At 74.8% G+C, this 21,735-nt stretch carries 1 protein-coding gene and 1 pseudogene; both read right to left on the bottom strand.

Annotated elements, in window-relative coordinates:
- Positions 1-14,215 (bottom strand): annotated as a pseudogene (locus ON36_RS24260) (amino acid adenylation domain-containing protein); the annotation flags it as partial.
- A gap of 95 nt (positions 14,216-14,310) precedes the next feature.
- Positions 14,311-21,696 carry a non-ribosomal peptide synthetase gene (locus tag ON36_RS24265; RefSeq protein WP_083885362.1) on the bottom strand — a complete coding sequence of 2,462 codons (7,386 nt, stop codon included), beginning with the start codon at positions 21,694-21,696 and terminating at the stop codon, positions 14,311-14,313.
- Between the last annotated feature and the right edge of the window lie 39 nt (positions 21,697-21,735).

A 21,735-nucleotide genomic window follows, 5' to 3' on the forward strand; every position in this document is an offset into this window, starting at 1 on the left:
CCAGCGCCCGCACCCGCTCGTCGAATTCGGCGTAGGTGAGCGCGCTGTCGCCGTCGATGAGCGCGGTCGCGTTGGGGGTGCGGGCGAGCTGGTCGGCGAACAGCATCGGCAGCGTGGCGTCGTCGAGCAGTTCGGGGACGTCGGTGGCGTTGCCCGCGGCCAGCGCGGTGCGCTCCTCGGCCAGCAGCACGTCGATCTCGCGGACGGGCGCGCTCGCGTCGGCGGCGAAGCGCGCCAGCAGCATCGACAGCCGCTGGCCGAGCGCGGTGGCGGTGGCGGCGTCGAAGACGTCGCGCAGGTACTTCACCGACACCTGCAGGCGCTCGCCCGCCACGACCTGCACGGTCAGCGGGTAGTGCGTGCCGTTGGCGGCGTCGAGTCCGGTGACCGCGGCGGCGCCGGTCGCCGCGGCGGCCAGGCCCTCCCGGTCGACCGGGAAGGACTCGAAGACCACCAGCGAGTCGAACAGGCCCTCGGTGCCGACGATCTCCTGGATCTCGCCGAGCCCGAGGTAGTGGTAGTCCAGCAGCGCGGCCTGGTCGTCCTGGAGCCTGCGCAGCAGCTGGGCGACGGTGTCGCCGGGCAGCAGCCGCACCCGCACCGGGATGGCGTTGAGGAACAGGCCGACCATCTGCTCGACGCCGTCGAGGGCGGCCGGCCGGCCGGAGACGGTCGCGCCGAACACGACGTCGTCGCGGTCGACCAGCCGCGCGATGAGCACGCCCCACGCGGCCTGCACGACCGTGTTGACCGTGACGCCGAGCTGGGCGGCCGTGGCCTCCAGCGCGGCGGTGTCGGCCTCGCCGAGGGCGAAACCCGTCTCCGCGGCGCCCGCCGAGATGACCCGGCCGGGGTCGGCGGGCGCGAGCGGGGTCGGCTCGGCCAGGCCGGTGAGCGCGGTGCGCCAGGCCTGGCGGGCCGCGTCGAGATCCTGTTCGGACAGCCAGCGCAGGTACTCGCGGTAGGGCGCGGGCCGGGGCAGCCGCCTGCCGCGACCGCCGACGGCGTAGGCGGTGAGCAGGTCCTGCAGCAGCAGCGGGGTGGACCAGCCGTCGATGAGGATGTGGTGGCTGGTCACCAGCAGGTGCGCGGTGGCCGCGGTGCGGATCAGGGTGAAGCGCAGCAGCGGCGCGGTGGCCATCGCGAAGTGGGTGGCCAGGTCGGCCTCGCGCAGCCGCGCGTATTCGGCCTCGGCGTCGGCGCGGTCGGTCAGGTCGACGACCTGCCACGGCACGGCGACCGGGTCCTGCACGACCTGGATCGGTGTGCCCGCGGCGTCGCTGGTGAACGCGACCCGCAGGTTGTCGTGGCGGTCGAGCACGGTCTGGGCGGCCCGGCGCAGCCGTTCGTCGTCGAGCGCGGGGTCCAGGTCGAGGACGAACTGGGTGATGTACGGGTCGACGGAGTTCTCGGCGAGCAGGGCGTGGAACAGCATGCCCGACTGCAGCGGGGTGACCGGCCAGACGTCGGCCAGGCCGGGGAACTCGCGGGTGAGCCGGACGATGTCGGCCTGGTGCAGCGAGACCAGCGGGAAGTCCGAGGGCGTGAAACCGCCCGCGCCGGGCTGCAATCCGTGCTCGGCGAGCCCGCCGAGCGCGCGGATCCAGTGCTCGGCGAAGGTCTTGACCGCCTCGCTGGTCAGCTGGCTCGCGGCGAAGTCGAAGCGGGCGAGCATGCCGCCCTCGGTGACCTCGACGGTGAGCACGAGCGACAGGTCGCCCGCCGGGGCGTCGGTGTGCACGCGCGCCGGGAGCAGGTCGCGGAAGCGCAGCGCGAACCGGCCGCGATCAAGGGCGCGGACGCCGTCGGTCGCGTCGGGGTCGAGGTAGCGCAGCACCGCGAAACCGGCGCCGAGGGCCGGGGTCGACCGGCGCAGTTCCTTGATCTGGGCCAGCGCCGCGCCCGCGGCGGCGCCCCCGACGAGGGCCTCGGGCAGGTCGATGTTGTCCAGCCGCAGCGCCAGCGGGAATTCGCCGGTGAAGCCGCCGACGACCTCGTCGGCGCCCGCGCGGCCGAGCGTCCGCTGGTCGGCGCGCAGCCGCACCACCGGTCCGGCGACCCGCACGGCGGCCTCGCCCGCGGCGGTCTGCATCGCCAGCGCGACGGCGGTGAGCAGGACCTCCTCGACGGTGGCGCGGTAGGCCTCGGCGACCGCGGCGACGGCCGCGGTGCCCTCGGCGGTGATGGCCAGCGAGACCCGGTTGCGCACGCGCAGATCCGCGGAGGTCTCCGCGGGCGACAGCGCGCGGGTGCGGATGGCGCGATGCCAGTACTCGCGGTCGGCCGCGGCCTTCGGGCTCTGCGGGTAGGCCGCCAGGGTGCGCACCAGGTCGCCGAGGCCGGCGTCGGGCCCGCCCGGGGCGGCGTGCCTGCCCCGGCTCCACGCCGAGGAGAGCTGATCGATGACCGCGCGCCAGGACAGGTCGTCCAGGACGAGCGCGTTGGCGACGACGACGAGCGTGCCCGCCTCGCCCTCGGCCCCGGTGAGCACGAAGTGGATGTTGCGTCCCTCGACCGGGTCGAGGGCGGCGATGGCGGCGGCGACCACGTCGTCGACGGCGAGCCCCGCCGCGCCGTCCTCGGCGTCGAGGCGGCGGAAGGCGCGCCCGATGCGTTCGGCGGTGGGCGGGATCAGCAGGGCGGCCCCGCGTTCGGTGCGTTCCAGCCGCACCCACAGCAGCGGGTGCTGGCGCATGACGGTGGCGACCGCGTCGGCGACGGCGTCGTCGAGGCAGCTCGCCGGGACCTCGAGCAGGACCGCGCGCGGCTCGACCGCGCTCTCGCCCGCCTCCAGCAGCTGGGCGGCCAGCGGGGTCAGCGGCAGCTCGACGGGTTCGTCGGACGGATCGATGCTGACCTCGGCGCGTTCGGCGAGGGCGGCGACGGTGCGGGCGTCGAACAGGTCGCGCGGGCGCAGCCGTACGCCGGCGTCGGCGGCCCGCGAGACCACCTGGATGGCGGTGATGCTGTCGCCGCCGAGCGCGAAGAAGTCGTCGTCGATGCCGAGACCGTCGCGGCCGAGGACCTCCGAGATCACCCTGGCCAGCACGCGTTCGGCGGTGCTGCGTGGGGCCCGGTGTTCGGCGCGGGTGGTCAGCGGGTCGGGCAGGGCCTTGCGGTCGAGCTTTCCGACCGGGGTGAGCGGCAGCTCGTCGAGGACGACGACGGCCGCGGGCACCATGTACTCCGGCAGGACCTGGGCGGCCAGCGCGGTGAGTTCGCCGGTGTCGATGCGCTCGCCGGGTTCGGCGAGCACGTAGGACACGAGCATGGTCGCCCCGGTGCCGGATTCGCGGCCGAGGGTGGTGGCGAAGGCTACGCCGGGCGCCGCGGCCAGGACGGCGTCGATCTCGCCGAGCTCGATCCGGAACCCGCGCACCTTGACCTGGAAGTCGTTGCGGCCCACGTATTCCAGGCGATCGCCGCGGCGGCGGACCAGGTCGCCGGTGCGGTAGACGCGGGCGCCCTCGGCGCCGTAGGGGTCGGCCACGAAGCGGGCGGCGCTGAGCGAGGGCCGGTCGTGGTAGCCGCGGGCGAGCTGGACACCGCCGAGGTAGAGCTCGCCGGTGACGCCCTCGGGCACGGGCCGCAGCCGCGCGTCGAGGACGTAGGCGTGCACGCCCGGGATCGGCGAGCCGATGCCGAGCGGGTCGCCCGGCCGCAGGACCGGGGTGATCGTGGTGACGATGGTCGTCTCGGTGGGGCCGTAGCCGATGTGGAACCGACGCTGCGGCAGGGTGTTCCAGCGCCGGACGAGCTCGGCCGGGACCGCCTCGCCGCCCACGCTGAGGACCTTCAGGTCCGGCACGGCCTCGGGGTCGAGCGTCGCGACGACGGCCGGGGTGAGGAAGGTGTGGGTCACCCCCGCCGACCGGATCAGGTCGGTCAGCTCGGTGCCGCCGACGGTGCCGGGCGGGGTGATGACCAGGGTGCCGCCCGCGCCGATGGCCATGAGCAGTTCCATCATGGAGGCGTCGAACGACGGGGAGGCGAAGGCCAGCGCGCGGGTGCTCGCCGAGATGCGGTAGGCCGCGATCTGGGCGGCGCTGTAGTTGGCGATGCCGGAGTTGCTGACGACCACGCCCTTGGGCAGGCCGGTCGAGCCGGAGGTGTAGATCACCCAGGCGGCGTTGGTGGTGCGGATCGGGGCGCGGAGTTCGTTCTCGGCCAGCGGCTTCGCCGCGCAGGTGCCGACCTCGGCGGCGAACTCGGGGTCGTCGAGCGCGACCCAGGCGCGGTCGCCCGCGAGTTCGGGCAGCGCGGCGAGGTCGGCCGACAGGGCGAGGCCGAACGCGGCCCCGGAGTCGGTGACCATGTGCGCGATGCGCTCGGCCGGGTAGTCGGGGTCGACCGGCACGATGACCGCGCCGGTCCGCGCGACCGCCCACAGAGCGAGCACGGATTCGGCCGAGCGGCGGATGGCGATGGCGACCGGCACCTCGGGCCCTGCGCCGCGGGCGAGCAGCGCGCGGGCCAGCTGGTTGGCGGCGGCGTCCAGCTCGGTGTAGCCGAAGCTGCGGTCGCCGTCGCGCAGCGCCTCACCGGCCGGGTTGGCGCGGACGGCGGCGTCCATGAGCTGGGCCAGGGTGCGCGGCGCGGCGGCGGGCCCGCCGTCGAAACCGAGCAGCGCCGCCCGTTCGGCGTCGTCGAGCAGTTCCAGGTCGCCGACGGCGGTCGCGGGTGCGGCGACCGCGGCGGCGAGCACGCGGATCAGGCGCCGCCCGAAGCCGGCGACGGTGTCGGCGTCGAACAGGTCGGTGGCGTAGGTGAATTCGGCCTGCATGCCGCCGTCGCCGGGCAGTTCGCGCAGCGTGAGCAGCAGGTCGAACTTGGCGTCGGCCGGGCGGGCGTCCAGGGCGCCGATCTCGAGCCCGGGCAGCGCGAAGGAGACCGGGGCGAGGTTCTCGAACGACAGCGCCACCTGGAACAGCGGGTGGCGGCCGGTCGAGCGGACCGGCGCGACCGCGTCGACCACCCGCTCGAACGGGATGTCGGCATGGGCGAAGGCCCGCAGGTCGGTGTCGCGAGTGGCGGCGACCAGGTCGCGGAAGGAGGTGTCCGCGCGGACCTCGGTGCGCAGCACCAGCGTGTTGACGAACATGCCGACGAGATCGTCGAGTTCGCGCTCGCCGCGGCCCGCGATGGGGGTGCCGATGGCCACGTCGGTGGTGTCGGCGAGGCGGGCGAGCAGGACCGCGAGCGCGGCCTGCACCACCATGAACAGGGTGGCGCCCTCGGCGCGCGCGAACCCGGTGAGGGCGGCGTGCAGGCCGGGTTCGACGGCGAACGCGGAGGTGGCGCCCGCGAAGGACTGCGCCGCCGGGCGCGGCCGGTCGGTGGGCAGCGCGATCTCCTCCGGGAGATCGGCCAGCTCGCGGGTCCAGTAGGCCAGCTGCCGGGCGGCCACGGATTCGGGGTCGTCCTCGGCGCCGAGGGCCGCCTGCTGCCACAGCGCGTAGTCGGCGTACTGCACGGGCAGCGGCTGCCACGCGGGCGGCTCGCCCGCGGTGCGGGCGGTGTAGGCCAGCACGAGGTCGCGGGTCAGCGGGCCCATGGACCAGCCGTCGGCGCTGATGTGGTGCACGACGAACACCAGCACGTGATCGGCGGCCTCGGCCGGGGCCGCCTGGGCCGCAGCGGAATTGGCGACGGCGAGCAGCCGGACCCGCACCGGCGGCGCGGCGGTGACGTCGAAGCCCTCCCCCGCGATGCGGGCGACGACGGCGGGCAGCTCTGCCTCGGTGACCGGTTCGGCGTCCAGGTCGACCGGGCCGGGCGGGGCGATCTCCTGCACCGGGCCGCGGGAGGTGTCGGGGTACCAGGTGCGCAGGATCTCGTGCCGGGCCAGCAGGTCGCCGACGGCGGCGCGCAGCGCGGGCACGTCCAGGTCGCCGGTTAGGCGGATGGCGGCCGGGATGTTGTAGACCGCGGCGTCGGTGTCGAGCTGGTTGAGCAGCCACATGCGCTGCTGCGCGGGCGAGAGCGGCAGGTCGCCGGACCGGTCGCCCGCGGTGAGCGGCGGCCGGGCGCCGCCCTCGGCGCGGCCGACGAGCAGCGCCAGCTCGCCGACCGTCGGCGCCTCGAACAGCAGGCGGACGCCGACCGAGCGGTGCAGCGCGGCGCCGATCCGGGCGGCGGCGCGGGTGGCGAGCAGGGAGTTGCCGCCGAGGGCGAAGAAGTCGTCGTCGACGCCGAGCCGGTCCACGCCGAGCAGGTCGGCGAAGACCCCGGCGACCAGCTGTTCGGTCGGGGTGACCGGGGCACGGTAGGCGGTGGCCTCGAACTCCGGCTCGGGCAGGGCCGCGCGGTCCAGCTTGCCGTTGACGGTGAGCGGCAGCGCGTCGAGGACGACGAACGCCTCGGGCACCAGATAGCCCGGCAGGGTGCCGCGCAGCGCCGACCTGACCCGCGCCACGTCGACGTCGCCGGGCGGCTCGGCGGGCACCAGGTACGCGACGAGCCGGTCGCCGAAGCGGGCGTCGTGCCGGGCCAGCACGGCCGCCCGGCCCACCTCGGGCAGCGCGACGAGCGCGGCCTCGACCTCGCCGGGTTCGACGCGGAAGCCGCGGATCTTGACCTGGAAGTCGCTGCGGCCCTGGTAGATCAGCTCGCCCTCGGCCGTGCGCGACACCAGGTCGCCGGTGCGGTACATGCGCGCGCCGGGCCGGAACGGGTCGGCGAGGAACCGCTCGGCGGTCAGCGCGGGACGGCCGAGGTAGCCGCGGGCCAGCTGTACCCCGGCCAGGTAGAGCTCACCGCGCACGCCGGGCGGCACCGGGCGCAGCCGGGTGTCCAGAACGTAGACGCGGCAGTTCCATTCGGGCGCGCCGATGGGCACGGTCGCGACGTCGGCCTCGGTGACCCGGTGGTCGGTGACGGAGACCGCGGCCTCGGTCGGGCCGTAGAGGTTGTCGATCCGCGCGCCGGGCAGCACGCGGAGCAGGCGCTGGGCCACCGCGCCGGGCAGGGCCTCGCCGATGCTCAGGATCCGTTGCGGCACCGAGGTGTCCGGGGTCAGCTCCCACTGCGCGGCGAGGGCCTCGAGCAGCGAGGGCACCGCCATGAGGGTGGTGACCTTGGTGAAGGCCATGAGGGTCGCCAGGTAGACCGGGTCGCGGTGGCCGTCGGGCACCGCGATCACCAGGCGGCCGCCGCAGGCGAGGGCGGACCAGAACTCCCACACCGACAGGTCGAAGGTGGCCGGGGTCTTCAGCAGGACGGTGTCGGTGGCGTCCATGCCGAATTCGCCCTGCAGCCACTGCAACTGGTTGACCACGGCGGCGTGCGGCACGGCGACGCCCTTGGGCTTGCCGGTGGAACCGGAGGTGAAGATGACGTAGGCGGTGTTGTCCGGGCGCAGCGGGGCGACCCGGTCGGCGTCGGTGACGGGTGCGCCGTCGTAGCCGTCGAGTTCGGGCGCGTCCACCCGGACCAGCGGCGCGATCGCGGTGGTGAAGCCGCCGTCGGTCAGCACGCAGACCGGTGCCGCGGTGTCGAGGATGTAGTCGGTGCGCTCGGTGGCCTGGTCGGGATCGATGGGCACGTAGGCGCCGCCGGACAGGGTCACCGCGTACATGGCGACGACGAGGTCGATCGAGCGGGGCAGCGCGAGCGCGACCCGGTCCTCGGGCCCGACGCCGAGCGCGACGAGGTGGCGGGCGAGCCGGTTGACCCGGGCGGTGAGCTCGGCGTAGGTCAGCGCGGTGCGACCGCCGCCGGGCAGGTCGGCGACCAGCGCGACCGCCTCGGCCTCGCCGCGGCCGAACAGATCGGCCAGGGTGAGCCCCGGCGCCGCGAGATCGGCCGCGCCGCTGACGATCTCGGCGGCGCGTTCGGTGGGGGTGCGCAGGTCGATGTCGCCGACCGGGACCGCCGGGTCGGCGACCACGGCGGCCAGCAGCAGCGCGAGCCGGTCGGCGAACCCGGCGACGGTGGCGGCGTCGAAGAGGTCGGCGGCGTAGGTGAGGAAACCCTCGATGCCCGCGGGCGCGCCGTCGGCGTCGTACCCGTCGCCGACGATGAGGTGCAGGTCGAACTGGGACACGGCCAGGTCGGCGGCGACCGGCGCGATGCTCAGGCCCGGCAGTTCCAGGGCTGCGCGATCCACGTTCTGGAAGGACAGGCCGACCTGGAACAACGGGTGCCGGGCGGTGGAACGCGGCGGGTCGAGCACCTCGACGAGCTGCTCGAACGGGATGTCGGCGGCGGCGAAGGCGGCCAGGTCGCGCTCGCGCTGGGCGGCGAGCAGGCCGGTGAACCCCGAGTCGGGGTCGATCGCCGACCGCAGCACGACGGTGTTGACGAACATGCCGATGAGGTCGTCCAGGGACCGTTCGCCGCGGCCCGCGATCGGGGTGCCGACGGCGATGTCGCCGGTGCCCGACAGCCGCGCCAGCAGCACGGCGAGCGCGGTGTGCAGGGCCATGAAGACCGTGGCGCCGTTGGCGCGCGCGAGGTCGGCCAGCCCGGCGTGGGTGGCGGCGTCGATGCGCACGGGCACCCGGTCGCCGACGAGCGAGGCCACCGCGGGGCGGGGCCGGTCGGTGGGCAGTTCGAGCAGGTCGGGCAGGCCCGCGAGCGTGTCGCGCCAGTAGGCGAGCTGGCGGGCGCCGAGCGAGTCCGGGTCGTCCTCCGCGCCGAGCCGGTCGAGCTGCCACAGCGCGTAGTCGGCGTACTGCACCGGCAGCGGCTCCCAGCGGGGAGCGTAGCCCGCGGCACGGGCCAGGTAGGCGGTGGTGACGTCGCGGACCAACGGCGCCATGGACGAGGCGTCGGCGGCGATGTGGTGCACGACGACCGCGAGCACGTGTTCGGTCGGCGCGTCCGGCTCCGGCCCGGTGACGTCGAGCAGGCGGACCCGCAGCGGCACCTCGGTGGTGACGTCGAAGGCGGTGCCCGCCAGGGTGAGCACCTGGGCGGCCAGTTCGTCCGGGGCGGCGCGGCGCACGGCCAGATCCAGCTCGACGCTGTCGGGGGGCAGGATCAGCTGGCGCGGCCCGTCGCCGCCGTCGGGGTAGACCGTGCGCAGCACCTCGTGCCGTGCCACGACGTCGCCGAGGGCGGCGGCGAGCGCGGCGACGTCGAGGGCGCCGGTCAGCCGGAGCGCGAAGGGCAGGTTGTAGGCGGCGGCGCCGTCGCCCGCGGTCGCCGCGGCGCCCTGGTCGAACCGGTTGAGGAACCACATGCGCCGCTGGGCGGGCGAGAGCGGCAGCACCTCGGGGCGGGGGATGCCGCCGGGGCCGCTCGTGTCCTCGGCGTCGTCGGTGCCGAGCGCGGCGGCCAGGGCCGCGACGGTCGGCGACTCGAACAGCGTGCGCACCGCGACCCGCGTGCCGGTGGCCGCGCCGAGGCGGGCGGCCAGGCGGGTGGCGACCAGCGAGTTGCCGCCGAGGGCGAAGAAGTCGTCGTCGGCGCCGATGTCGGCGCGGCCGAGCACCTCCGCGAAGAGCCCGGCGACCAGCCGTTCGGCGTCGGTGGCGGGCGCGCGGAAGGCGCGGGTGGCGAAGCGCGGCGCGGGCAGGGCCTTGCGGTCGAGCTTGCCGGAGGCGTTGAGCGGCAGCGCGTCGAGCACGGTGATCGCGGCCGGGATCATGTACGCGGGCAGCGTCTTCGACACCGCCGCGGCGAGCCGCGCGGGATCCGCGTCGCGGCCCGGCGCCGGGACCACGTAGGCGACCAGCTGGTCGCCGAGGTCCGACGGCACGACCAGCGCGACCGCCTGGCTCACCGTCTCGTTGGCCAGCAGCGCGGTCTCGATCTCGCCGAGTTCGATGCGCTGGCCGCGGAACTTGACCTGGAAGTCGATGCGGCCCAGGTAGTCCAGGTGCTGCGGGGCCCCGCCGGAACCCTGCCGCCACACCACCAGGTCGCCGGTGCGGTACATCCGCTCCCCCGGCGCGAACGGGTCGGCGACGAACCGGTCCGCGGTCAGCGCGGGCCGGGCGACGTACCCGCGGGCCAGCTGCACGCCGGCCAGGTACAGCTCGCCCGCGACGCCGGGCGCGACCGGTCGCAGCCGCGAATCCAGCACGTAGACACGGGTGTTCCACTCGGGCAGGCCGATGGGCACGGTGCGTTCGCCGGGGCGGGCGGGCCAGTAGGTCACCGACACCGCGGCCTCGGTCGGGCCGTAGAGGTTGTGCAGGCGGGCCGGGCCGATGGCGGCCATGGCGTCGACGGTCTCCGGCGGCAGCGCCTCGCCGATGACGAACACGTCGCGCAGGCTGTCGAGCGCGCCGGGCGGGGTCTGGGCGGCGAAGACCGTCAGCATGGACGGGACGAAGTCGGTGACGGTGACCCGCTCCCGCCGCACGAGGTCGGCCAGGTAGGCCGGGTCCCGGTGGCCGTCGGGGGTGGCGAGCAGCAGTTTCGCGCCGACCCGCAGCGGCAGGAAGTAGCCCCACAGCGAGACGTCGAAGGTGGTGGCGGTCTTCTGCAGGTAGACGTCACCCAGGACGAGCGGGTAGCGCGCCAGCATCCACACCAGCTGGTTGTGGATCGCGGCGTGCGAGACGGCGACGCCCTTGGGCCTGCCGGTGGAGCCGGAGGTGAAGATGACGTAGGCCGGGTGCTGGGGACGCAACGGGCGCAGCAGTTCCCGCGCCAGCACCGGGTCGGCGGGCACGCCGCGCGTGTCGAGGTCGTCGAGCAGCAGCAGCGCGGTGCCCGCGGGCACCGGCACCTGATCCGCCGTGGTGCTCAGCACGCAGGCGGGCGCGGCGGTCTCCAGGATGTAGGCGATGCGCTCGGCCGGATGGTCGGGGTCGAGCGGCACGTAGGCGCCGCCCGCGGTGATCACCGCGTACATGCCGACGACCAGGTCGACCGACCGGCGCACGGCGAGGCCGACCAGCGATTCCGGGCCGACGCCCGCGCCGATGAGCAGCCGGGCCACGATGTTGACGCGCTCGTCGAACTCCCGGTAGGTCAGCTCCTCGCCCTCGTAGGACAGCGCGACCGCATCCGGATGCGACTGCACCGCACGGCGATACGCCTCCAGCATGGTCTCGTCGGCCACCTCGTGCGCGGTGTCGTTCCAGTCGACGAGCATCTCGGCGCGCTCGGCGTCGGTCAGCAGGTCGATGTCGCCCACCGGGGCCGCCGGATCGGCCGAGACCGCGGCCAGGATGCGGGTGAGGCGGGTCGCCATGGCCGCGATCGACGCCGGGGCGAACAGGTCGGTGGCGTAGGTGAACGAGGCCGCCATCGGACGGTCGGCCGCGCTGCCGGGCACCACGGTCAGCTGCAGGTCGAAACGCGCGACGGTGCCGTCGAACTCGACCGCCTCCGCGTCGAGTCCCGGTAGTCGCAGGCTGGGCAGGTCCAGGTTCTGGAAGAACAGCGCCACCTGGAACAGGGGGTGGTGCGCCTGGGAACGGACCGGGTCGAGCAGCTCGACCAGCCGCTCGAACGGCAGGTCGGCGTTGGCGAAGGCGGCCAGGTCGGCGCGCCGGGTGTCGGCGAGGAGTTCGGCGAAGCTCGCGGCGGGGTCCACCCGGGTGCGCAGCACCAGGGTGTTGACGAACATGCCGATGAGATCGTCGAGTTCGGCGGCGCCGCGGCCGGCCACGGGGGTGCCGATGGCGACGTCGTCGGTGTGGGCGAGCCCGGCGAGCAACACGGCGAAGGCCGCGTGGACCACCATGAACTCCGAGACACCCTGGCGCTTGGCCAGTTCCGCGACCGCGACGTGCACCTCGGCCGGGATCTCGAAGGCCAGCTCGGCACCGCGGCCGGTGAAGACGGCGGGGCGGGGCAGGTCGGTGGGCAGGTCGAGCCGGTCGGGCAGCCCCGCCAGGGTCTCGCGCCAGTGGGCGATCTGCGCGGCGGCCAGCGAGTCCGGGTCGTCCTCGGCGCCGAGCAGTTCGCGGTGCCAGAGGGTGTAGTCGGCGTACTGCACGGGCAGCGGCGGCCAGGTCGGCCGCGACCGGTTGCGCCGGGCCAGGTACGCGCCGAGCAGGTCGCGCAGCAGCGGCGCGATGGAGGCGCCGTCGGCGGTGATGTGGTGCAGGGCCACCGCGAGCACGTGTTCGCGCTCGCCGAGCTCCGCGACCGCCACCCGCAGCGGGACGGCGGCGGCGACATCGAAACCGGTGGCGGCGAATTCGGCCAGCCACATGGGCAGCTCGTCCTCGGTGAGGGTGTCGAAGAGCAGGTCGGGCACCGCGTCGGCGACCGGGAGGATCACCTGGTGACCCACCCCGTCGGCGGCCGGGTACCAGGTGCGCAGCGACTCGTGCCGGGTCACCAGGTCGGCCAGGGCCTTGTGCAGGGCGCGGATGTCGAACGGGCCGCGCAGCCGCAGCGCGAACGGGATGGTCTCGGCCGCGGAGGCGGGATCGAACTGGTTGAGGAACCACATCCGTTGCTGGGCGGGCGAGAGCGGGATGCGCTCCGGGCGCGGCCGGGCGGTGGGCGCGCTGTGGTCGCCGCGCCCGCGCAGCGGGGCCAGCCGCTGGGCCAGCCCGGCGACGGTCGGCGATTCGAAGACGTGACCGGCGGGCACGCGGGCCGAGAGTTCGGCGCCGAGGCGCGCGGCGGCCTGGGTGGCCAGCAGCGAGTTGCCGCCGAGGGCGAAGAAGTCGTCGTCGGCGCCGATCGGGTCGGCGGGCGACAGCAGCTCGGTGAAGATCTTGGCGACGAGTTCCTCGTCGGTGCCGCGCGGCGGGCGGAACTCCCTGGTGCGCAGGACCGGCGCGGGCAGCGCGGCCCGGTCCAGCTTGCCGACCGGGGTCAGCGGGATCTCGTCGAGCACGGTCAGCGCGGTCGGCACCATGTGCGAGGGCAGCCCGGCGCGGGCGTGGTCGAGCAGCGCGTCGACGTCGATCGTCGCGCCGTCGGCGGCGTGCACGTAGGCGGCCAGGATGGTGGCGCCGTCGGCCTGTTCGTGGCCGACGGTGACGGCGAAGTCGACGGTGTCGTGCGCGGCGAGCAGGGCGTCGATCTCGCCGAGCTCGATGCGGAAACCGCGGATCTTGACCTGGAAGTCGTTGCGGCCCAGGTACTCCACCACGCCGTCGGGCAACCGGCGGACCAGGTCGCCGGTGCGGTACATGCGCCCGCCCTCGGCGTCGGCCGGGTCCGCGACGAAGCGGCTCGCGGTGAGCCCGGACCGGGCGTGATAGCCGCGGGCCAGCGGCGGGCCCGCGATGTAGAGCTCGCCGGGCAGCCCGTCGGGCACCGGCTTGAGCCGTTCGTCGAGCACGTACTCGGTGACCCCGCGCAGCGCGGCGCCGATGGTGACGGGCTCACCGGGACGCAGCGGCGCGCTGATGTTGGTCATGATGGTGGTCTCGGTCGGCCCGTAGCCGTTGAAGAACTCGCGGCCGGAACCTGGTGTGGCCCAGCGCCGGACGAGTTCGGGCGGACACGCCTCGCCACCGGCGACCACGACGCGCAGCGTGTCGAGCCCGGCCGGATCGATCGAGGCGAGCGCGGCCGGGGTGATGAAGGCATGGGTGACCTGCTCGCGGCGCAGCAGCGCCGCCAGGTCGGCGCCGCCGTAGACGGAGGTGGCGACCACGACCATGGTCGAGCCCGCGCCGACGGCGAGCAGCAGCTCGAGCACCGCGGCGTCGAAGGACGGGGAGGCGAAGTGCAGGGTGCGGTCGCCGGGCGCGAGGTCGTAGCGGGCACGCTGCTCGGCGCTGAAGCCGGCGATGCCGCTGTGGGTGACCACCACGCCCTTGGGCAGGCCGGTGGACCCGGAGGTGTAGATGACGTAGGCCGGGTGGGTGGGGCGCAGCGGGCGGACGCGCTCGGCGAAGGAGACCGGCTCGCCCGGCTGCACCGCCAGCTCGGCCGCGAGCTCGGGGCCGTCGAGCGCCAGCCACGCGAAGTCGCCGGGCAGGTCGCCCTGGCTCGCGGTGACCGACAGGCCGCACACCGCGCCGGAATCGGCCAGCATGTGCGCGATCCGGGCGGCCGGGTAGCGCGGGTCGACGGGCAGGAACGCGGCGCCGGTCTTGGCGACGGCCCACACCGCGAGCACCGATTCCGGCGAGCGGGCGATACCGATCGCCACCACGTCCTCGGGGCCGACGCCGCGGGCGATGAGCGCCCGGGCCAGCCGGTTGGCGCGGGCGTCGAGCTCGCTGTAGGTCAGCTGCGCGAGCCGCTCGTTCGCGTCCGCGTAGATCAGCGCGATGCCGTCCGGGTTGGCCTCGGCGGCCACCGCGAGCAGCTGCGGCAGGGTCTTGCTGCGCTGGCGTCCCCGCGTCGCGGCCGCCCGTCCCCCCCGGGTCACGGCCGCCCCATCCGATCGATGGTCGCACCCCGCCGCTGCCCGGTCCTCAACACCTCGTACGCCACCTATCCGTTGGAACCCACTACCACGTGCCGCGCCTGCGGCGACGCTGCGCTGCCGATCATCTCACCCAGCGCCACAATCGTCGCGCCCGTACCCGCGCCGGGATCGGCGACCGCGACCGCCGACTCGGTGAACACGTGCGAGACGTCCAGTTCGGCGTGGCTCGCGCCGTCCTGGTCGGCGCCGAGCACCATCGTCGCGCCCGCGATGCCCGCGGCCACGATCTCCAGGACCCCGACCGCCGAGTCCGGCCTGCCCGCCGCCGAGGTCCGCGACTCGAAGGTCAGGCCCGTGCGTTCGGCGACCCGCTCGGCGGCGCCCGCCAGCGCGTCGTAGCTGAGCAGCCGCCCGGCGCCCGCGAAGGCCGGATCGTCACCACGCAGGGCGCGGGTGCGGTGCGCGTACCCGATGGGCCGGGGCGATGCGGCGGCGACCTCGGCCCGCAGGTCCGGGTCGTCCAGGTCGAGCCACTCGATCTCGTCGTGCCTGCCGGACCAGCCGAGGGTCAGGCCGATCGCGACCGGGATCGCCTCGGCCGCCGGCGCGGCCACGGTCGTCACCGGCAGCACCGCGGCGCCCGCCTTGAGCACCGCCCAGGTCGCGATCGCCGCCTCGGGTCCGCGGTCCAGCCGCAGGGCGACCCCACCGCCGGGTCCGACGCCGCGGGCGATCAGCGCCCGCGCCAGCCGCGACGAGCGGGCGTCGTAGTCGTGATACGGCAGGTCGTCGTCGCCGAGGTCGAGGGCCGGGGCCTCCGGGTCCTCCTCGACCGCGGCGGCCAGCTCCTGCGCCAGCGCAGCCCCGTTGGCCGACGGCACCGAGACGAAACCGGCTGCCGCGGGCTGCCGTTCGCGTTCGCGGGCGTCGCGCAGGTCGATGTCGCCGACGCGGACCGACGGGTCGGCGGCGACGGTCGTGAGGATCTCGGTCAGCCCGCGCGCGAAGGCCGACACCGTCGGCTCCTCGAACAGGTCTGTCGCGTAGGTGAACACGGCGTCGATCGGTCCGGGCTCTCCCGATTCCCCGTGCTGGGGAACGATGTTGAGCTGCAGGTCGAACTTGGCCGGGCGGGCCGCCAGGTCGAGCGCCTCGAGCGTGAGGCCGGGCAGGCGCAGCACCGGGGTCTCGTTGTTGTGGAACGAGAGGACCACCTGGAACAGCGGGTTGTGCGAGACGGTGCCGGTCGGGGCGACTTCCTCCACGATCCGCTCGAACGGCAGGTCCGCGTGGGCGAACGCGGCGAGATCGGTCTCGCGGGCGGCGGCGACGAGGTCGGCGAAGCTGCGGTCGCCGGGCACCGCCGTGCGCAGGGTCAGCGTGTTGACGAACATGCCGACCAGATCGTCGAGTTCGGCCTCGCCGCGCCCGGCGATCGGGGTGCCGACGGCGATGTCGTCGCTGCCGGACACCCGCGCCAGCAGCACGGCGAGCGCGGCGTGCACGACCATGAACAGCGAGGCGTTGTGCGCGCGGGCGATCTCGATCAGGCCCGCGTGCACCTCGGCGGGCAGGCCGAAGGTGACGTCCGCGCCGCGCAGGGACGCCTGCGCGGGCCTCGGGTGATCGTGCGGCAGCGCCAGCGCGCCGGACAGGCCGTGCAGGGTGTTCCGCCAGAACGCGAGCTGCCGTGCGGCGGTGGAGTTCTCGTCGGACTCGTCGCCGAGCAGCTCGCGCTGCCACAGCGCGTAGTCGGCGTACTGCACCGGCAGCGGCGCCCAGTTGGGCGAACGCCCCTCGACCCGGGCATGGTAGGCGGTCACCAGGTCGCGGGCCAGCGGGGCCAGCGAGGCGCCGTCGGCGACGATGTGCTGGACGACCACGGCGAGCAGGTGCTCCTCCTCGGCCAGCGGGTCGTCGACGCCGGTGGTGGTGAACAGCCCGACCCGCAGCGGGGCGCGCTCGGTCACGTCGAAACCGCCCGCCAGCAGCCGCCCGACCCGCTCGCGGGGGTCGTCGCACTCCTGGATCGGCAGGCCGGCGGGCAGCACCGCGCTGACGGGCAGGATCTCCTGGTAGGGCAGATCGTCCGGCCCCGCGGGGAAGCGGGTGCGCAGCGCCTCGTGCCGTTCGAGCACGTCGGCCACGGCGTAGCGCAGGGCCGAGGTGTCCAGGGCGCCGGTCAGGCGCAGCACCAGCGGGATGTTGTAGGCCGGGGAGTCCGGGTCGATCCGGTTGAGCAGCCACATCCGCTGCTGCGCCGGCGAGAGCGGGATGACGCCGCGCTCGGCCGCCGGGGTCAGCGGCGGACGGGCCGCGGTCACCGCGCCGGGCCGCACCCGGGCGGCAAGGGCCGCCACCGTCGGCGCCTCGAACAGGTCGCGGACCACCAGGTCGGTGGCCAGCGCGGCGTCGATGCGGGCGATGGCGCGGGTGGCGAGCAGCGAGTTGCCGCCGCGATCGAAGAAGTCGTCGTCCAGGCCCACATCGACGGTGCCGAGCAGGGTTTCGAAGATGCTTGCGATGCTCTGCTCGATCGGCGTCGTCGGCGCGCGGTACGCCGTGGCCGCGGTGAACTCCGGGGCGGGCAGCGCGGCGCGGTCGAGCTTGCCGTTGGCGGTCAGCGGCAGCTCGGGCAGCACGACGATCGCGTCGGGGACCATGTAGCCGGTCAGGAAACCGGCGACCTCGGCGCGCAGGGCGACCGGGTCGAGCGCCACGTCCGCAGCCTCCGTGCCCACCGCGGCGGGGACGACGTACCCGATGAGCCGGTCGCCGGTGGCCTCCTCGGTGCGGACCACGACCGCGGCCTGGCCGACGCCGTCGATCGCGAGCAGCGCGGCCTCGATCTCGCCGGGCTCGATGCGGAAGCCGCGCAGCTGGACCTGTTGATCCCCGCGGCCGCCGTATTCCAGGGTCGGGGTGCCGCCGAAGCCGATCCAGCGGCCCAGGTCGCCGGATCGGTAGCGGCGGGCGCCGGGCGGGCCGAACGGGTCGGCGACGAATCGCGTCGCGGTGAGCCCCGGCTTGCCCAGATAGCCACGGCTGAGCTGGTTTCCGGCGATGTAGAACTCGCCGAGCACGCCGAAGGGCACCGGGCGAAGGCGGTCGTCGAGCACCGCGACGGCCAGCCCGGGCAACGCGCGCCCGACGATGCTCGCGGGCAGGTCGGCGGCGTGCGCGTCCAGGCCGAGGTAGGACACGTGCACCGTGGTCTCGGTGATGCCGTACATGTTCACCAGGCGCGGCGCGCCGGGACCGCTGCCGTAGCGGCCGTACCAGCGCTGGAGCTTGCGCGGATCGAGCGCCTCGCCACCGAAGACCACGTAGCGCAGGCCGAGCGGCGCGGCGCCCGCGGCCTGCGCGGTGCGGTCGGCCTCGTCGAGCTGGGCGAAGGCGCTGGGGGTCTGGCTGAGCACGGTGACCCGCTCCCGCGCAAGCAGCTCGCGGAACAGCTCCGGCGAGCGCGAGGTCGCGTGGTCGACGATGACCACCGAGCTGCCGCCCGCGAGCGCGCACCACAGCTCCCAGACCGAGAAGTCGAAGGCGAAGGAGTGGAACAGCGTCCACACGTCGGCCTCGTCGAAGTCGAACCGCACCTGGGTGTTGGCGAAGAGCTCCAGCACGTTGCGGTGCGTGACGGCCACGCCCTTGGGGAGCCCGGTCGAGCCCGAGGTGTAGATGACGTAGGCGAGGTGGTCGGGGCGCAACGGCGACACCCGCTCGGCGTCGGTGACCGGCCCCGCCGGGTACCCGGCCGGGTAGTCGACGTAGACCACCGGCAGGTTGCGCGCGGGCACGGCGGCGCGGTCCGCGGTCGTGGTGACCAGCACGGCGGGTCGCGCGTCGGCGAGCACGTACTCCAGGCGCTGGGTCGGGTAGCCGGTGTCGATCGGCAGGTAGCCCGCGCCGGTCAGCAGGACCGCCAGCAGGGCGACCGGCAGGTCGACCGTGCGCGGAACGGCAACGGCGACCAGCGATTCCGGCCCGACGCCCTCGGCGATCAGCGCACGGGCCAGCTTGCTCGACCGGCCGAGCAACTCCGCGAAGGTCAGCGCGTCCCGCTCGTCGCGCACCGCGACGGCGTCGGGGCGCAGCCGGGCCTGCGCTTGGATCAGGTCGGCCAGGGTGACCGGCGGCACCGGCGCGCCGGGCGAGGTGCCCTCGCGCAGGACGAGATCGCGCTCGCCCGGCGCGAAGAGGTCGATGTCGCCGACGGCCTGCGACGGATCGGCGACCACGCCGGCCAGCACGCGCAGCCAGCGGTCGGCGATGTCGGCGACGGTGGCGCGGTCGAACAGGTCGGTGGCGTAGACGAACGCGGCCGTCATGCCCTCGGGCGAGCCGTCGGGGCCGATGCGCTCGCCGAGTTCGACCTGGAGATCGAACTTGGCCAGCGGGACCGCGAAGTCGGCGGCCGACACCGAGAGGCCGGGCAGCGCGAGGTCGGTGCGGGCCAGGTTCTGGAAGGTCAGCATCACCTGGAACAGCGGGTGGCGCGCGGTGGAGCGCACCGGTTCCAGGATCTCGACGAGCCGCTCGAACGGCACGTCGGCGTGGGCGAAGGCGGCGAGGTCTCCCGCGCGGACCTGATCGAGCAGCCCGATGAACGGCGTCGCCGGGTGGACCTCGGTGCGCAGCACCAGGGTGTTGACGAACATGCCGACGAGCTCGTCGAGCGCCTGCTCGCCTCGCCCCGCGACCGGGGTGCCGACGGCGATGTCGCGGGTACCCGAGAGCCGGGCGAGCAGGACGGTCAGCGCGGCGTGCACGACCATGAACAGGGTCGCGTTGTGGTCGCGGGCCAGGACCGCCAGCGCCTCGTGCAGCGGCGCGGGCACCTCGACGGTGAGGGTGTCACCGGCCCGGGTGGCGACCGCGGGGCGCGGGCGATCGGCGGGCAGGTCGAGCTGTTCGGGCAGGCCCGACAGGGTGGCGCGCCAGAACTCGACCTGCGCGGTCAGCAGCGAGGCCGGATCGTCCTCGGCGCCGAGCAGTTCGCGCTGCCACAGGGTGTAGTCGGCGTACTGCACCGGCAGCGGCGCCCACTGCGGCGCGTCACCGGCGTGCCGCTCGGCGTAGGCGGTGAGCAGGTCGCGGGTCAGCGGGGCGAAGGAGAACCCGTCGAAGGCGATGTGGTGGACCACGCACACCAGCACGTGGTCTTCCTCGTCGAGGGCGAACACCCGCACCCGCACCGGCGGGGCGGCGGTGACGTCGAAGCCGGTCAGCGCGGTCGCGGCGATGGCGGCGGGCAGGTCATCGGGCGTGGTCGCCACGACCTCGAACTCGGGCAGCGCCCGGGGATCGCCGACGGGCAGGATCAGCTGGTGGCCGTCGCCGTCGGCGACGAGGTCGCCGCCGCCGTCGGACACCGGGTACACCGTGCGCAGCACCTCGTGCCGGGTCACCAGGTCGGCGACCGCCGCGCGCAGGGCGGGCAGGTCGAGCCGGCCGGTGAGCCGCACCGCGACGGGGATGTTGTCCACCGCCGAGGACGGATCGAAGCGGTTGAGGAACCACATGCGCTGCTGCGCGTAGGACAGCGGGATCCGCGCGGGCCGCGGCCGGGCCGACAGCGCGGTGCCCGGCACGCCGGTGCGGTGGGTCTCGGCGCGGGCGGCCAGGGCCGCCACGGTCGGCGCCTCGAACACCGCGGTCACCGGGACCCGGACCTCGAGCGCGGCCCCGATCCGCGCGACGGCCTGCGCGGCCAGCAGCGAATCGCCGCCGAGGGCGAAGAAGTCGTCGTCGGCGCCGATGCGGCCCGAGCCGTCGGTGAGGAGCGCCGCGAACACCTCGGCCACGACCTGCTCGGCGGGGGTCGCGGGCGCCCGGTAACCGCGGGCGGTGAACACCGGGGTCGGCAGCGCGGCGCGATCGAGCTTGCCGACCGGGGTCAGCGGCAGCGCGTCGAGCACCATGATCGACGCGGGGACCATGTACGCGGGCAGCGTCGCCGCGACGAAGTCGGCCAGCTCGCCGGTGTCGACGCCGCGCCCGACGCGCGGCAGCACGTACGACACGAGCGCGGTCGCGCCCGAGGGCAGCGACGTGCCGAGCGTGGCCGCGAAGTCGACGTCCGGGTGCGCGGTGAGCGCGTTGTCGATCTCGCCCAGCTCGATCCGGAACCCGCGCACCTTGACCTGGAAGTCGCTGCGGCCCAGGTACTCCAGGCTGTCGGCCGTGCCCGGCTGCGACTCCCGGCCGCCCTGCGGCGCCGCGCTGACCTTGCGGACCAGGTCACCGGTGCGGTAGATCCGCTCCCCCTCCGCGAAGGGGGAGGCGACGAATCGTTCCGCGGTCAGTCCCGGCCTGCCCAGATAGCCCTGCGCGAGCGCCGGGCCCGCGAGGTACAGCTCGCCGACCACGCCCGCGGGGACCGGGCGCAGCCGGGCGTCGAGCACGTACAGCCCGACGCCGGGGATGGCGGTGCCGAGCGTGATCGGGCCGCCGGGAATCAGCGGTGCGGTGCTGGTGGCGAGGATGGTGGCCTCGGTCGGGCCGTAGCCGTTGTGGAAGGCGCGGCCGGGCGCGGCCCAGCGGGCCACCAGTTCCGGGCCGAACTTGTCACCGGCGACGACGACCACGCGCAGATCCGGCAGCCCGGCCGGATCCACCGATTCCAGCGCGCCCGGGGTGATCAGCACATGGCTGACCCGCTCGCGGCGCAGCAGGTCCGACAGCTCGTAGCCGCCGAACACCGTCGGCGGCGAGATGACCAGCGTGGCGCCCGAGGCGAAGGCGAGCAGCAGTTCCAGGACCGAGACGTCGAAGTTGGGCGAGCAGACGTGCAGCACCCGCGAGTCGGGCCCGACGCCGTAGTGCTCGCGCTCGGCGGCGACCAGCCCGGCCAGGCCCGCGTGCGTGACGACGACGCCCTTGGGGCGGCCGGTCGAGCCCGAGGTGTAGATGACGTAGGCGGGGTGACGGTGCTCGACCTGGCGGATGCGGTCGGCGTAGCTGACCGCGTGCGCGGGCCGCGCGGCGACCCGCTCGGCCACCACCGGGTCGTTCAGCTCGATCCAGTACAGCCCCGTCCCGAGCGCGGCCCGGTGCGCCGCGGTGGTGAGGCCGAGGACCGCGCCGGAATCGCCGACGATGTGGGCGATGCGATCCGGCGGATAGGACGGGTCGACGGGCACATAGGCCGCGCCGGTCTTGGCCACCGCCCAGACGGCCAGCACGGACTCGATCGAGCGCGCGATGGCGATCGCGACCACGTCACCCGCGCCGATCCCCCGGTCGATCAGTTCCCGCGCCAGCCGGGACGACGCCTCGTCCAGCTCCCGGTAGGTGAGTTCGCGCAGCGCCCCGGACTCGGGATCACGGAAACTCACCGCGGTCGCCTCCGCCGAGGATTCGACTGCGGCAGTCAGCAATTGACCGAACAGCGCTCCACCGGCGGAGCGTCGTCGACCGGCACGCCCGGCCCGACGGGGGGATTCCATGGAACATTCACCTCTCGCATCCGGCGGGGCCGGCCTGTG

It is taken from the genome of Nocardia thailandica NBRC 100428 (assembly GCF_000308795.1).
GTDB classification, from domain to species: domain Bacteria; phylum Actinomycetota; class Actinomycetes; order Mycobacteriales; family Mycobacteriaceae; genus Nocardia; species Nocardia thailandica.